At 71.3% G+C, this 14,665-nt stretch carries 14 protein-coding genes and 1 pseudogene; 13 read left to right on the top strand and 2 right to left on the bottom strand.

Annotated features, from left to right (window positions below; translation table 11 throughout):
- Window positions 1-58: 58 nt before the first annotated feature.
- Window positions 59-215, bottom strand: a pseudogene (locus OG432_RS34910) (TraM recognition domain-containing protein); the annotation flags it as partial.
- A 15-nt stretch (window positions 216-230) separates the two neighbouring features.
- Here OG432_RS34910 and pcaDC point away from each other — a divergent pair.
- The 8 genes from pcaDC (at window position 231) to OG432_RS05060 (ending at window position 7,444) form a co-directional block, all read left to right on the top strand.
- Entirely contained in the window at window positions 231-1,523 is a 1,293-nt protein-coding gene (pcaDC, locus tag OG432_RS05095) for a bifunctional 3-oxoadipate enol-lactonase/4-carboxymuconolactone decarboxylase PcaDC (protein WP_328308149.1), read from the top strand.
- A gap of 44 nt (window positions 1,524-1,567) precedes the next feature.
- Window positions 1,568-2,206 (top strand): MBL fold metallo-hydrolase, encoded by a 639-nt coding sequence (locus OG432_RS05090; RefSeq protein ID WP_328308147.1) that lies wholly within the window; start codon window positions 1,568-1,570, stop codon window positions 2,204-2,206.
- 30 nt (window positions 2,207-2,236) lie between these two features.
- Window positions 2,237-3,016, top strand: a complete 780-nt coding sequence (locus OG432_RS05085; protein ID WP_328308145.1) for an exodeoxyribonuclease III — start codon at window positions 2,237-2,239, stop codon at window positions 3,014-3,016.
- Between the two features lie 76 nt (window positions 3,017-3,092).
- Window positions 3,093-3,518 carry a DUF6278 family protein gene (locus OG432_RS05080; RefSeq protein ID WP_328308143.1) on the top strand — a complete coding sequence of 142 codons (426 nt, stop codon included), beginning with the start codon at window positions 3,093-3,095 and terminating at the stop codon, window positions 3,516-3,518.
- Window positions 3,519-4,242: 724 nt separating this feature from the next.
- A complete protein-coding gene (locus OG432_RS05075) occupies window positions 4,243-4,986 on the top strand; it encodes an amino acid ABC transporter ATP-binding protein (RefSeq protein WP_328308141.1) in 744 nt (247 codons plus the stop codon).
- A 19-nt stretch (window positions 4,987-5,005) separates the two neighbouring features.
- Window positions 5,006-5,911: a glutamate ABC transporter substrate-binding protein gene (locus OG432_RS05070; RefSeq protein ID WP_328308139.1), complete on the top strand. Its 906-nt coding sequence runs from the start codon at window positions 5,006-5,008 to the stop codon at window positions 5,909-5,911.
- 7 nt (window positions 5,912-5,918) lie between these two features.
- Window positions 5,919-6,563, top strand: a complete 645-nt coding sequence (locus OG432_RS05065; RefSeq protein WP_328308137.1) for an amino acid ABC transporter permease — start codon at window positions 5,919-5,921, stop codon at window positions 6,561-6,563.
- Window positions 6,560-7,444 (top strand): amino acid ABC transporter permease, encoded by an 885-nt coding sequence (locus OG432_RS05060; protein WP_328308136.1) that lies wholly within the window; start codon window positions 6,560-6,562, stop codon window positions 7,442-7,444. The genes OG432_RS05065 and OG432_RS05060 overlap by 4 nt, the downstream gene beginning before the upstream one ends.
- Before the next feature lie 202 nt (window positions 7,445-7,646).
- On the opposite strand, the gene OG432_RS05055 is transcribed toward OG432_RS05060, so the two are convergent.
- Entirely contained in the window at window positions 7,647-8,819 is a 1,173-nt protein-coding gene (locus tag OG432_RS05055) for a L,D-transpeptidase (protein WP_328315001.1), read from the bottom strand.
- 272 nt (window positions 8,820-9,091) lie between these two features.
- On the opposite strand from OG432_RS05055, the gene OG432_RS05050 reads away from it, so the two are divergent.
- Genes OG432_RS05050 through OG432_RS05030 form a run of 5 tightly spaced genes read left to right on the top strand, consistent with a single transcriptional unit; the run spans window position 9,092 to window position 14,570 of the window.
- A complete protein-coding gene (locus OG432_RS05050; protein ID WP_328308134.1) occupies window positions 9,092-10,249 on the top strand; it encodes a lipid II:glycine glycyltransferase FemX in 1,158 nt (385 codons plus the stop codon).
- Window positions 10,246-11,889, top strand: a complete 1,644-nt coding sequence (murJ, locus tag OG432_RS05045) for a murein biosynthesis integral membrane protein MurJ (RefSeq protein WP_328308132.1) — start codon at window positions 10,246-10,248, stop codon at window positions 11,887-11,889. The genes OG432_RS05050 and murJ overlap by 4 nt, the downstream gene beginning before the upstream one ends.
- 34 nt (window positions 11,890-11,923) lie before the next feature.
- Window positions 11,924-12,613, top strand: coding sequence for a response regulator transcription factor (locus OG432_RS05040; protein ID WP_328308130.1), 690 nt, complete (start codon window positions 11,924-11,926; stop codon window positions 12,611-12,613).
- Window positions 12,610-14,079 (top strand): HAMP domain-containing sensor histidine kinase, encoded by a 1,470-nt coding sequence (locus OG432_RS05035; protein WP_328308129.1) that lies wholly within the window; start codon window positions 12,610-12,612, stop codon window positions 14,077-14,079. Before OG432_RS05040 ends, OG432_RS05035 begins: the two co-directional genes overlap by 4 nt.
- The gene (locus OG432_RS05030) at window positions 14,076-14,570 is read left to right on the top strand and encodes a hypothetical protein (RefSeq protein ID WP_328308128.1); all 495 of its coding nucleotides are present in this window, start codon (window positions 14,076-14,078) and stop codon (window positions 14,568-14,570) included. Before OG432_RS05035 ends, OG432_RS05030 begins: the two co-directional genes overlap by 4 nt.
- Window positions 14,571-14,665 lie beyond the last annotated feature (95 nt).

Here is a 14,665-nt window from a genome sequence, read left to right as displayed (position 1 = left end):
GCCGACGCGAGGCCGGTGCGGGCATGGGGGGTGTGCCGCCTTGAGGGTGGTTGAAGCCGTCGTGGTCTCTGATCGGGCGGCTGAGCTTGTCCGCGAGGTCGGGGTCGTCGATGCCGCAGCCGATGAACCGTGACGGTCGAGGCGGACCACGGGGCGTCCATGCCCGCGTCTCCCCGGACTTTCTGACCCTGGCGGTAACTTTGAAGGTGACTGATGAGAGGGTCGGGCGGGTGAGCGAGACACCGAAGAACACTCTGCAGTACCGCGTTGACGGGCCGGAAGACGCTCCTGTCCTGGTCATGGGTCCCTCCCTCGGTACCACCTGGCACATGTGGGACCGCCAGATACCCGAGCTGGCCGGCACCTGGCGGGTGGTGCGGTTCGACCTTCCGGGGCATGGTGGGGCGCCCGCGCAGCCGGCCCACTCCGTGGCCGAGCTCGGGGACCGGCTGATCGCCACCCTCGACGGGCTCGGTATCCAGCGCTTCGGCTACGCCGGGTGCTCCATCGGCGGCGCGATCGGCGCCGATCTGGCCCTGCGCCACCCGCAACGGATCGCCTCGCTGGCCCTGGTCGCCGCCTCGCCCCGGTTCGGTACCGCCGACGAGTACCGCCAGCGCGGCGTGATCGTCCGGGCCAACGGCATGGACCCGATGGCGCGCTCCGCGCCCGAGCGCTGGTTCACCGCCGCCTACGCCGCGGCCCAGCCCGCCATCGTGGAGTGGGCCGTGCAGATGGTCCGTACGACCGATCCCGCCTGTTACATCGGGGCCTGCGAGGCGCTTGCCGCCTTCGACATCCGCGCCGAGCTGGGCCGGATCGGTGTGCCCACGCTCGCCCTGGTCGGAGCCGAGGACCGGGTGACCGGGCCCGGCGAGGCCCGCACGCTGGTCGCCGGGGTTCCGGGCGCCGGCCTGGCCGTCGTGCCGGGCGCCTCCCACCTCGCCCCGGTCGAGCAGCCGGGCGCCGTCACCGATCTCCTCGTACGCCACTTCTCGACCGCCTGGCAGGAGACCCTCACCGCCCTCCCCGTGCCGCCCCCCGTGCCCACCCCCCTGGCGCCCCCGGCGCCGGCCGGCCCCCTCGCGCCCGAGGTCCCGGCCGAGACGCCGGCCCCCGCCTTCGTCGAGGCCGTGGTGGGCGCGGACGCGTACGAGCGCGGCATGAAGATGCGGCGCGAGGTGCTGGGCGACGCCCATGTGGACGCCGAGACGGCCGGAGCGGACGCCTTCAGGAGCGACTTCGACGAGGTCACGACCCGCCACGTCTGGGGCGAGGTGTGGTCGAGGGACGGCCTCGACCGGCGGACCCGGGCCGCGGTCGCCCTCGCCGCGCTCACCACGGGCGGCCACCTGGACGACCTGGCGGCGCACACCCGGGCCGCGCTGCGCGCCGGACTCGCCCCCGACGAGATCAAGGAAATCCTCCTCCAGACAGGCGTGTACTGCGGCGCTCCCGCGGCGAGCGCGGCGTTCCGGGTGGTCGGCGCGGTGATCCTTGAGGAGACCACCCCGCGCGGCTGACCGGATCGTGTGCCCCGGCGCCGGGCCGGGAGCAGGATGGGACCATGAGCCTGAAGCTGACCAAGAAGACCCACGCCTGCGTCCAGCTGCACAAGGACGGCCGCACCCTCGTCATCGACCCGGGCACGTTCAGTGAGCGGGACGCGGCGGTGGGCGCCGACGCGGTCCTGGTCACCCACGAGCACCCGGACCACTTCGACGAGGAGCGGCTGCGGGCCGGCCTCGAAGCGAACCCCGCGGCCGAGATCTGGACCCTGCGCAGCGTCGCGGAGAAGATCTCGGCGGCCTTCCCCGGCCGCGTCCACACGGTCGGGCACGGCGACGCCTTCGAGGCCGCCGGGTTCGACATCCAGGTCCACGGCGAACTGCACGCCGTGATCCACCCCGACATCCCGCGCATCACCAACATCGGCTTCCTGGTGGACGGTTCGGTCTTCCACCCGGGCGACGCGCTCACCGTGCCCGACCACGCCGTGGACACCCTGATGCTGCCGGTGATGGCCCCGTGGAACAAGATCTCCGAGGTGATCGACTACGTGCGCGAGGTCAAGCCGCGTCGCGCCTTCGACATCCACGACGCCCTGCTCACCGACCTCGCCCGGCCGATCTACGACTCCCAGATCGGCTCACTCGGCGGCGCCGACCACGCCCGCCTCACCCCCGGGGACTCGACGCTTCTGTGACTGTCAGTGCCGGGCGGTAGGTTGGGACGCATGCGCATCGCCACCTGGAACGTGAACTCGATCACCGCTCGGCTGCCCCGTCTGCTGGCCTGGCTGGAGAGCAGCGGCACCGACGTGCTGTGCATCCAGGAGACCAAGACCACGGCCGAGGGCTTCCCCGCCGCGGAGCTGCGCGAGCTCGGCTACGAGTCCGCGGTCAACGCCACCGGAAGGTGGAACGGGGTGGCCCTGGTCTCCCGCGTCGGCCTGGACGACGTCGTGCTCGGGCTGCCCGGTGGCCCGGACTACGAGGGCGTGGAGGAACCGCGCGCGATCTCGGCGACCTGCGGCGGAGTCCGCCTCTGGTCGGTCTACGTGCCGAACGGCCGAGAGGTCGAGCACGACCACTACGCGTACAAGCTGAGGTGGTTCGAGGCCCTGAAGGCGGCCGTCGCCGAGGACGCGGCAGGCCGGCGCCCCTTCGCGGTGCTCGGCGACTTCAACGTGGCCCCGACGGACGAGGACGTGTACGACCCGGCCGTCTTCGAGGGGCTGACCCACGTCACCCCGCCGGAGCGCGCCGCGCTTGCGTCGCTGCGCGAGGCGGGCCTGTCCGACGTGGTGCCCCGCCCCCTGAAGTACGACCGTCCCTACACCTACTGGGACTACCGCCAGCTGGCCTTCCCCAAGAACCGGGGCATGCGCATCGACCTGGTCTACGGGAACGAGCCGTTCGCCGGCGCCGTCAAGGACAGCTACGTCGACCGCGAGGAGCGCAAGGGCAAGGGCGCGTCCGACCATGCGCCGGTCGTGGTGGACCTGGAGGTCTGAGCCCCGCCCGCACGCCGCGGCGCCGCCCCGCGTGCCCCGTAGTGCTACTGACCGTTCAAATGGGAGTCTGGATCGTATGAACTTCCTCCAGAACTGGCGCAGGCGGCACCCGGCGGCGTCCGTGGCGGCGATCTACCGGGAGGATCCGCAGGGCGTCGCGGAGGTGCTCTCGGAGTGCGAGCTGCTGCGCACGAGGGCCTGGCAGAACAGTCTGGAACTCGACGACTCCCCGGCCTCGTTGGACTCCCTGGACCAGCTGACCCCGCGCTGGCGCGAGGACCCGGAGGAACTGCCCTGGCTGGGCAACGACGCCGGCCTGTATCTGGGCACCGTCATCGTGCGCACCGTGCCGGGCGCGAGCTGGGACGTGTGGCCCAGCGGCCAGCCGGTGGTGCGGCTCGCCTCCGGCCGCGAGATCGACGTGGTGGACGCGGGCCTGACCTGGGCGGCGACCGGCGCCCCCGAACTGTTCCAGGTCTACGCCGAGGCCGCCGAAGCCTGACCGGCCCCCCACCGCCCCGGCCCACCCCTCGGTCAGGCCTCCGCCCGCAGCGCGCGGGACCGATGCCAGGCCCCCGCCCGCAGCGCGCGGGACCGATGCCAGACCCCCTGCCGGCAGCGCGCGGGACCGATGCCAGGCCCCCGCCCGCAGCGCGCGGGACCGATGCCAGACCCCCGCCGGCACCCCGCCGGGCGCCGTGCCACGCCCCCCGGCCAGTCCCGTGACAGGGTCCCCGCCCGACCGTGCGCCAGTCCGGTGCCACCACCCCGGCCGCGCCTGCGCCGGGTCCCCTCTGACAGTGCCCGGCCGATGCCGCCGCCACCCGCAGCCCGCCGGGCCGGTGCCGCCCCCCGGCCAGGCACCCGCCGACGGCCCCGCGGTGCCGCCGAGGACGGGTCCCCGCTGACAGGCCGCCGGGCCCGTGCCGGGCCTTCGCCGCGCGGCTCGCCAGGCCGGTGCCGCCCCCCGGCCAGGCACCCGCCGACGGCCCCGCGGTGCCGCCGAGGACGGGTCCCCGCTGACAGGCCGCCGGGCCCGTGCCGGGCCTTCGCCGCGCGGCTCGCCAGGCCGTGCCGGGGCCCTGCACGGCCCCCCGCGTGCCACCCCGCGGCCCCCCGGTCAAAATACGGTTTATGCCCTATTCGCGCGTGTCGAGATGAAGTCCCTTACCTGGCTGGATAGTTTGCGCTGACCTCGACACAGCGATGAGTGGGCAGGACAGCGTATGGCCGTCGATCCGTTGATCGAGCTGCGTGACGTCAACAAGTACTTCGGGACGCTGCACGTCCTCCAGGACATCGACCTCACGGTCGGCCGTGGGGAGGTGGTGGTGGTCATCGGCCCGTCCGGCTCGGGCAAGTCGACGCTCTGCCGGACGATGAACCGCCTGGAGACGATCGAGTCGGGCACCATCGCCATCGACGGCAGACCCCTTCCCGCGGAGGGCAAGGGCCTCGCCCAGCTCCGCGCCGAAGTCGGCATGGTCTTCCAGTCGTTCAACCTCTTCGCGCACAAGACCGTCCTCGCCAACGTCTCGCTGGCCCAGATGAAGGTGCGCGGCCGCAAGAAGGAGGAGGCCGACAGGCGTTCCCGCGAACTCCTCGACCGGGTCGGCCTCGCCTCCCAGGCCGAGAAGCTCCCCGCCCAGCTCTCCGGCGGCCAGCAGCAGCGCGTGGCCATCGCCCGCGCCCTGGCCATGGACCCCAAGGTCATGCTCTTCGACGAGCCCACGTCGGCGCTCGACCCGGAGATGATCAACGAGGTGCTCGAAGTCATGCAGCAGCTCGCCCGTGACGGCATGACCATGGTCGTCGTCACCCACGAGATGGGCTTCGCCCGGTCCGCCGCCAACCGCGTCGTGTTCATGGCGGACGGACGCATCATCGAGGACCGCACCCCCGACGACTTCTTCACCAACCCGCGGAGCGACCGGGCCAAGGACTTCCTCTCCAAGATCCTCAAGCACTGAACGGGGGGTGAACGCAACGATGATGGCCACACGACGCGCGCTCGCCGCGCTGCTGCTCGTCCTGGCCCTGGCCGGCTGCGGCAAGTCGGGCAGCCCGCCGGTCAAGGGCCCCAAGGCCGCCCTGCTGCCGCACTACACGGTGGCCAAGGACGTCAGTCTGCCCGGCTCCCCGGTGTGGCGGCGCGCGAAGAACCGCGGCCATCTGGTCGTCGGCGCCAAGGAGGACCAGCCCTACCTGGGCGAGAAGGACCCGGCCACCGGCGTCTACACCGGATTCGACATCGAGATCGCCAAGATGATGTCCGCCTCGCTCGGCTTCGATCCGTCGACCATCCAGTTCAAGACGATCGCCTCGGCGAACCGCGAAACCGCGCTGCAGAACGGCCAGATCGACTACTACGTCGGCACGTACACCATCAACGACAACCGCAAGAAGCTCGTCGGCTTCGCGGGGCCCTACTACATGGCAGGCCAGGGGCTCCTGGTGCGCACGGACGAGGACAACCTCACCGCGCCCCAGGACTTCGACGGCAAGCGGGTCTGCTCGGCCGCAGGCTCCACCCCGTACCAGCGGATGGAGAAGGACTACCCGAAGGTCGACATGGTCGCCTACGACACCTACTCGGTGTGCGTGGACAACCTGCTCACCTTCCAGGTCGCGGCCGTCACCACCGACGACACCATCCTGAGCGGCTACGCGGCGAAGGTGCCCGACGAACTCAAGGTGGTCGGCAAGCCGTTCTCCAAGGAGCCCTACGGCATCGGCGTGCCCAAGAGCGACAACACGCTGCGGTTCTTCCTCGACGACGCCATCGAGGCCCACGAGAAGAACGGCGACTGGAAGAAGGCGTACGCCGCGACGCTCGGCCTGTCCGGGCGACCCCCGGCGCCCGCGCCGCCCATCGACCGCTATCCGGCGAGCTGAGGCCGCAATGGACGTACTCACCAAGAACTTCTCGCTGTACGGCAAGGGCTTCCTCGGGACCGTCGAACTGACCGTCTACGCCTCGGTCCTCGCGCTGGTCCTCGGCTTCGTCATGGCGTCCTGCCGCGTGTCGCCGGTCGGCTCGTTCCGGGCGCTCGGCACGGTGTGGGTGACCGTGCTGCGCAACACGCCGCTCACCCTGCTGTTCTTCGCCGTCCTGCTCGGGCTGCCGCGCTTCGGCCTGGTGCTGCCCTTCCAGCTCTTCGCGGTGATCGCGCTCGGCTGCTACACCTCCGCCTTCATCTGCGAGGCGCTGCGCGCCGGCATCAACACCGTGCCCAAGGGCCAGGGAGAGGCGGCCAGAAGCCTCGGGATGACCTTCGGCCAGACCCTCTCCGGGGTCGTGCTGCCCCAGGCGTTCCGCTCGGTGATCCCGCCGATCGGCTCCACGCTGATCGCGCTCGCCAAGAACTCCGCGATCGCCGGGGCTTTCAGCGTGACCGAACTCCTCGGCACGTACAAGACCTTGAGCGAGCTGGGCTACAACATCATCTGGACCTTCGTCTGGATCGCCGTCGGCTACCTGATCATCACCCTCTTCATCAGCGCCGTCTTCAACATCCTCGAAAAGCGCTGGGGAGTCGCCCGATGACCGCGCCACTGGCCACCGAGTCCACCGCCCTCTACGACATCCCGGGGCCGAAGACCCGGCAGCGCCACCTCGTCTACGGAGTCATCTCGACGGCGTTGATCCTCGCCCTGATCGGCTGGATCCTGTATCTCCTGTTCGACACCGACCAGTTCACCTCCGCCAAGTGGTCGCCGTTCGAGTACAAGGGCATCCAGGAGCTGCTCCTTCGAGGGCTCGGCAACACCTTGCGGGCCTTCGCGTTCGCCTCGGTGCTGTCGCTCGCGCTCGGCGCGGTGCTCGCCACCGGGCGGCTGTCCGACCACCGGCCGGTGCGCTGGCTGGCGACGCTGCTCGTCGAGTTCTTCCGCGCGATGCCCGTCCTGGTGATGATCTTCTTCATCTTCGTGGCGCTGAAGGTGCAGCCGCTGCCCGCGCTCGTGGCCGGACTCACGCTCTACAACGGATCGGTTCTGGCCGAGGTCTTCAGGGCCGGTGTCAACTCCGTGGAACGCGGCCAGAAGGAGGCGGCATTCTCGCTCGGCATGCGCAAGACGCAGGTCATGACGTACGTGCTGGTCCCGCAGGGGGTCAGGGCGATGCTGCCCACCATCATCAGCCAGCTGGTGGTCGCCCTGAAGGACACCTCGCTCGGCTATCTGATCACCTATGAGGAGTTCCTCCACGCGGGGAAGCTCATCGCGTCGAATCTCGACTACGATTTGCCGTTCATCCCCGTGGTGATGGTGATCTCACCGATCTACATCGGGATGTGCATGCTGCTTTCCTGGTTCGCCACCTGGATGGCCAGGAGACAGAAGCGCAATCCCAAGACGGAGGCCGTGGACGTCGCACCGGCCGAACCAGGGACGCTGCTGCCGAGGGGGCCCCTACCGGGCCCTTGAGGCCCGGGGGGAGTGCAGTAGCTCAGGGGCCATGCCCGCCCGGCAGCAGCCGGTGATCACTTCTCGCGGAGCGGCGCCGTCGGAGACGACGGATCCGACGCGGGCGAGGAGAAGGTCAGCTGTGTGCCGAGCGGGTTGTGCTCGATGCGGAGCGGGCCCACGTCGTGAAGTTGGGCGACGGGGGCACCGCTCTCCGCAGGAGTCAGCCGGCCGCGGGGGCGGCCAGGGCGCTCTTCGCCTTCCAGGCGTCGTACGTCAGGTTCCACTCGCCGTAGCCGTTGTTGAGGGCCTGGGTGCCCTTCGCGCCGTCGCCGGTGATCTCGAACGGGTCGCCGACCTGTACCGTCCCGTACACGGACTTGGCGTCCGCGTCGCTCATGCCGATGCAGCCCGAACTCTTGTTGGCGGAGCCGAAGTAGGGGCCGTTCCAGGGTGCCGCGTGTGCGTACATCCCCGACCAGGTGAGCCGCATCGAGTAGTCGACCATCTTGTTGTAGGAGCTGCCGAGGCCGACGGTCTCGGAGTTCATGTTGATCGTGCCCTCCTTGGCCATCAGGACGGTCTTACCGCGCCAGGACGCCTTGTCGCCGCCGGGGGTGCCCGCCGACATCGGGATGTCCTTCAGCAGCTCGCCGTCGCGGTACAGCTTGAGGTGGTGGGTGCTGAGGTCGGCCTTGGCGACCTGGTTCCTGCCGATCGTGAAGTCGGTCTTGTAGTCCTTCACGAACCAGCCGCCCGACGTGCCGGAGTCGATGCCGTTGAGGTCGGCTTCGAGGGTGACCTTGGTGCCGGACTTCCAGTACTCCTTGGGGCGCCAGTCCACGCGGTCCTTGCCCGAGTAGTCCTGCATCCAGCCCCAGGAACCCTCGGTGTTGTTCGACGTCGACACCTTGAGGTGCCGCTCCACCTCGGCCCTGTTCCTGACCGGGTTGTCGAACACGATCGAGACCGGCTGGCCCACTCCCACCGTCGTGTCCTTGCCCGGCACCATGCTCACCTTGTTGACCTTCCCGGCGGCCGCCGTGGCGAACGTGGCCCGTGCCGTCGCGCCCTTGGCGTCCTTGACCTCGACGGCGTACGAGGTGCCCGGTGCGGCCGAGCGCTCGGAGGTCCAGGACCTGCCGTCCGGGGCTGTCTTCCCGGTGAGCGTGCCGCCCTTGGTGTCGGTGACCGTGACGCTCCCCAGCGTGCCGTCGGCGAGCGTGACCTTCACCGGCTCACCGGGCTTGGCCTGACTGCCCGTCAGATTCACCGAGATCTCCGGCTTCTTCGCGGCGGCCTTGAGGTCGCTCTTTCCGTCGCCCGAGGAGGATCCCCCGCCCCCGCACGCCGTCAGCGCGGCGGCGAGAGCCGCCGTCGCGGCGACGGCGGCCATGCGGGCGGGCCGGCGGGAGGGGAAGGGATGGCGAGGTGTGCGGCTCAACTGAAGGACCTCCGTTGCACATGCGTTTTCCATAGGTGAGAGTCACCAGCCGGACTTCAGGTTGCAGGACGCACCGGAAAGCTCCGCGTTTCCTCTGTGACAAGGACCGCACATAAACGGTCATCGTCCGGTCACATTCGACGCGAGAAGTGGTCATGGACCGCTGTGAGCATCCTGTGCATCCCCGGAGGCCGACGACGGGGCGCACTTGGGAGGCCACGGACGTGTCCGCACTGCTGGTGACCGGGGACCGAGACCAGGACGCCGGGGTCCGCGCCCTGGACACCGCCGAGTACCGGTCCTTTCTCGCGGGCCGCGCCGACGTCAGCTTTCTGCAATGTCCTTCGTGGGCCGACGTGAAGGACCAATGGGCCACCGAAAGGGTCGGATGGTCCCTCGACGGCGGCGCATTGACCGGCGCGGCCCAGATTCTCTACCGGCAATTCCCCGGCACCCGGAAATACTTCGCCTATCTGCCGGAAGGCCCGGTCGCCGACTGGTCCGACCCCGGCATCGACCGCTGGCTGGGGCCGCTGCTCCGCCACCTGCGCAGGGCCGGCGCGTTCGCGGTGCGGATCGGGCCCGTGCCCGCCTACCGGCGCTGGGAGGCCGCCCGCCTCAAGGCCGCCACCGGGGCCGGTCGCCGGATCGGCGACGTCCTGGCCACCGAGGTCGACCCGCTCGGCTCCGCCGTCGCCGAACGACTGCGCACCCGCGGCTGGAAACGGTGCGGCGGCGACGACGGCGACGCCGACGCGCAGCCCCGCCACGTCTTCCGGCTGCCCCTGGCCGGCCGCAGCACCGAGCAGCTGTGGGCCGGGCTCAACCAGGAGTGGCGGCGCAACGTGCGCGCCGCCGACCGGGCCGGGGTGGAGGTCGTCGTCGGCGGCCCCGAGTACCTGCCCGAGTTCTACCGGCTGCTGAGGATCACCGAGGAGCGCGACGGATTCCGCCTCGGCCGCTCCCTCGCGTACTACGAGCGCCAGTACGCGGCGCTCAACGCCGAACAGCCCGGCCGGATGCGGCTCTACCTCGCCGTCCACCGGGGCGAGGTGCTCGCCGCGCACACCATGATCACGGTGGGCGGCAGGGTCTGGTACCAGACCGGCGCGTCCGCCGACCACCGCCGCGAGGTGCGCCCCAGCAACGCGCTGCAATGGCAGATGATCCAGGACGCCCGCGCCCGCGGCGCCGAGGTGTACGACATGCGCGGGGTACCCTCCACTCTCGATCCGCAGGACCGCCCCTTCGGGCTGCTGCGCTGGAAACTGGGCACGGGCGGCCACGTCGTGGAGACGCTGGGGGAGTGGGAGACATCCATGGGCGGGACCGCCAACAACGCGCTGTATCGCGCCTTCCAGGCGTACCTGGCACGCCGGTGACCACGACCGCCGCGCCGGCCAAGAGCGGCGGTCCCGCGCTGCTGCGCAGCAGCGCGCTGATGGCATCGGGCTCGATCGTCTCGCGCGCCACCGGCTTCGTACGCTCCGCGGTGATCGCGGCCGCGCTGGGCGTCGGGCTGCTCGGCGACGGGTACGCCGTCGCCAACAACGTCCCCAACATCCTCTACATGCTGCTCATCGGCGGCACCCTCAACGCGGTCTTCGTGCCCGAGCTGGTGCGCGCCGCCAAGGAACACGCCGACGGCGGCGCCGCCTACACCGACCGGCTGCTGACGGCGTGCGCCTGCGCGCTCGTCGTGATCACGGCGCTCGCCGTGCTCGCCGCCCCGGCGATCGTCCACGGATACACCGACTACGGCGGAGCCCAGGCCGGTCTCACCATCGCCCTGGCCCGCTACTGCCTGCCGCAGATCCTCTTCTACGGGCTGTTCACGCTGTTCGGCCAAGTCCTCAACGCGCGTGGCAGATTCGGCGCGATGATGTGGACGCCCGTCCTCAACAACGTCGTCGTCATCGCGGTGTTCGGGCTCTACCTGGGCCTCGCCGCGCAGGGCGCGGGCACGCTGAGCGCGGCCGACGCCCGGCTGCTCGGCTGGGGGACCACGGCGGGCATCGTCGCCCAGGCCCTCGCCCTGGTGCCGTCGTTGCGCTCGGCCGGGTTCCGCTGGAGGCCGCGGTTCGACTGGCGCGGCCAGGGTCTTGGCCGGCCGCTGAGGTCGGCGGGCTGGGCGGTGCTGCTCGTCGTGTCCAACCAGCTCGCCTACTGGGTGGTGACCCGGCTCTCCACCACCGCCGGCGCCGCGGCGGTGCGCGAAGGCATCGGCGACGGAGCGGGCTACACCGCCTACACCAACGCCTACGTGCTCTGGATGGTGCCGCACGGCATCGTCACCGTGTCCCTGGTCACCGCCCTGATGCCGAGGATGAGCCGCGCCTCGGCCGACGGCGACCTCGCCCAGGTGCGGCGCGACCTGTCGTACGGACTGCGGACCTCAGCCGCGGTGATCGTCCCCGCGGCTTGCGCCCTGTTCGCGCTCGCGCCGTGGATCCTCGGCGCGGTCTACGGGTACGGAAGGACCGGCGCCGAGGACATCACGGTGATGGCGGGCATGCTCATGGCGTTCGCACCCGGCCTCGTCGCGCTGTCGGGACAGTACGTCCTGTCGCGCGGCTTCTACGCGCTGGGCGACACCCGCACCCCGTTCCTGCTCAACCTCGTCATCGCGGGACTGAACGCCGCGCTCACCGCCGTCGCCTACGCCGTGCTCCCGACGCGCTGGGCGGTGACCGGGATCGCCGGGGCCTACACCGTGGCGCTCTGCGCGGGGCTCACGGCCACCGCGTACACCCTCGACCGCAGGCTCGGCGGCGGCCGCCCGCTGCGCTCTCCCGCGGTCCTCGCCCATCTGCGGCTCCTCGCGGCCTGTGTGCCCGCCGCGGCGCTCGGCTACGGGGCGGCCCGCGCCGCCGATCCGCTCGGCAGTGTCGCCGCGGCCGGCGCGGGAACCGTCGCGCTCGTCCTCGTCCTCGCGCTGCTCGCCCGGCCGCTCGGCCTCACCGACATCAACGCCGTGCTCGACAAGGTGCGCCCCGCCGGCGGCAGACACCGAGCCCGGTGACGGGACAATCCAGACCCTTGGGATACTGACGCCTATGCCTCGCGTGCTCCTCATAGAAGACGACCCCTCCGTGCGCGAAGGGGTCGAACTCGGCCTGCGCAGGCGCGGCCACGAGGTACGGACGGCCGGGACCGGAGAGGCCGGGCTCGCCTCGCTGAAGGCCTTCCACCCCGAACTCGTGCTGCTCGACCTGATGCTGCCCGGCATGAACGGCGTCCAGGTCTGCCGCAGGATACGCGAGACCAGCCAGCTGCCGATCATCATGCTCACCGCGCGCGGCGACGACTTCGACGTGGTGATCGGCCTCGAAGCGGGCGCCGACGACTACATCGTCAAGCCCGCCCGCACCGAGGTCATCGAAGCCCGCATCAGGGCCGTCCTGCGCCGCCTCGCCGATCCGGCCGCGCGCTCGGGCCCGGAGGTCCACGGCGAGCTCGCCCTCGACCGGGCGGGCCTGACCGCCGCCAGGAACGGCGAGCGCCTCGCGCTCGCGCCGTCCGAACTCAAGCTCCTGCTCCACCTCGCGGCCTCGCCCGAGCAGGTCTTCAGCCGGCAGCAGCTCCTGGAATCGGTGTGGGAGCACAGTTACCACGGCGACGCCCGGCTGGTCGACGCCTGTGTGCGGCGACTGCGCCAGAAGCTCGGCGACACCGCCGGCCCCGACGGCGCGCCCCGCTACATACAGACCGTGCGCGGCTTCGGCTACCGCTTCGGGCCGCTGTGAGGTTCCCGCTCCGCCGCGCGCTGCGCCCCGGCCTGCGCACCCGGCTGATCGCCGCCTTCCTCCTGGTGGCCGCGATCAGCGCGGTCACCACCGCGGCCCTCACCTACCAGTCGGCCCGCTCGGCCATCCTCAAACAGGCCCAGGACCAGGCCGTCGAGCAGTTCCGCGAACAGATAGCCAACGAGTACTTCTCGCTCCCCACCTCGACCGCCGCGCTGCAGAACGCCAGCCGCACCCTGGCCAGGGCGGGCAAGCCGCACCCCTGGTTCGTCTTCGCCGAGTACGGCACCCTGCGTGCCTCCTCCACCAGCCGGCCCACCTCCACCGTCATCACCGACGAGCTGCGCCGCCAGACCCATGCCAACGCGCACGGCTCGTTCCAGCGGGTGATCCAGGACGGCACCCCGTACCTGACCATCGGCATGCCCGTGATGTTCGACCGCAGCGGCGCCGACGAGCAGCGCAGCGGGATCTACCTCTACGCGGTGATGGACCTGAAGACGGAGAGCATCACCATCGAGGCGATGGTCTCGGCCGCCAAGAACGGCGCACTGCCCGCCCTCGCCGTCGCCGTGGTCCCCGCGCTCCTCGCCGCCCGCAGCGTGCTGCGCCCGGTGCGCGATCTGCGGCGGGCCGCCAGCAGCATGGGCAAGGGCCGCCTCGACACCCGCATCGAGGTCAAGGGGTCGGACGAACTCGCCGATCTGGCCTGGACGTTCAACGAGTCGGCCGAGGCGCTGGAGCGCTCGGTCGAGGAGTTGCAGAAGGCCGAGGCGCGGGCCAGGCGCTTCGCCTCCGACGTCAGCCACGAACTGCGCACCCCGCTCGCGGGCATGCTGGCCGTGACCGAGGTCCTGGACGAGGACGCCGACGGTCTCGACCCGGACACGGCGCGCGCGGTGCGCCTCATCTCGGCCGAGACCGGCAAGCTCGCCACCCTCGTCGAGGACCTCATGGAGATCTCCCGCTTCGACGCCAAGGCCGCCGAGCTCAACACCGACGAGGTCGATGTCGCCGAGGCCATCCGCAAGACCCTCCAGGGACGGCACTGGCAGGACCGGGTGATCGCCGAACTCCCGGACGGCGTAAGGGCGATGATCGACCCCAGGCGCTTCGACATCGTGGTGGCCAACCTCGTCGGCAACGCCCTGCGGCACGGCTCGGAGCCGGTGACCGTGCGGCTGCGCCCGGCTCTCGGGGACGGCCCGCTGGTCGTCGAGGTCGCCGACGCGGGTCCCGGCATCGACGCGGCCGTCCTTCCGCACATCTTCGACCGCTTCTTCAAGGCGGACGCGGCCCGTACCCGCTCGGCCGGCAGCGGCCTCGGACTCGCCATCACCATGGAGAACGTACGGCTGCACGGCGGTACCGTCGGCGCGGCGAACGCACCGGGGGGCGGCGCCGTCTTCACCGTCGAGCTGCCCACCGGCCTCGGTGCGGCCGCGCCGGCACAGGCGGCGCGATGAGGTTCACGATCACGGCGCCGCGCGCCCTGGCCGCGCTCGTCCTGCTGCCCGCCGCGCTCCTCGCCGCGGGCTGCGGCATCCAGTCCACCGACGTCATCGCGGTGGGCGACCCCGCGTCCGCGCAGGCCCTGCCGCCCGCCGTCGACGGCACCGTGCTCTATTTCGTCGGCCCCGACGGCCTGATGCCCGTGGTGCGCGCGGGCGCCCCGCGGCCGTCCCTTCCGTTGCTGTTCGCGGGGCCGGACGCGGACGAGAGGGCGGCCGGGCTGCGCACCGAACTCCCGCCGTGGAAGAGCCCGTTGAGGATGGCGGTGGGCGAGGGCGAGGTGACCGTCGTGTTCGGCCAGGACGTCTCGAAGCTCACCCTGGTCGCCCGGCGGCAGATCGCCTGCACGGCCCTGCGGGCGGTGGCGCGCGGTACGGACCTGAAGGTGACGATCAGGGGCACCGGGCAGGGGAGTGCGCTCGAAAACGTCGGCTGCACGACCTGATCCGCGCGGCTCGCTCCGCGCGACCCGTCCCGCGCGCCGTGCGATGCGCCGGGCGGTGCGTGCCGCTCGTTGACTTCAATTCAGTAAACCCATGG

The organism is Streptomyces sp. NBC_00442, from assembly GCF_036014195.1.
Lineage (GTDB): Bacteria > Actinomycetota > Actinomycetes > Streptomycetales > Streptomycetaceae > Streptomyces.
Note: the sequence above shows the minus strand (reverse complement) of the source record. Positions and strands in the feature narration are given on the sequence as shown.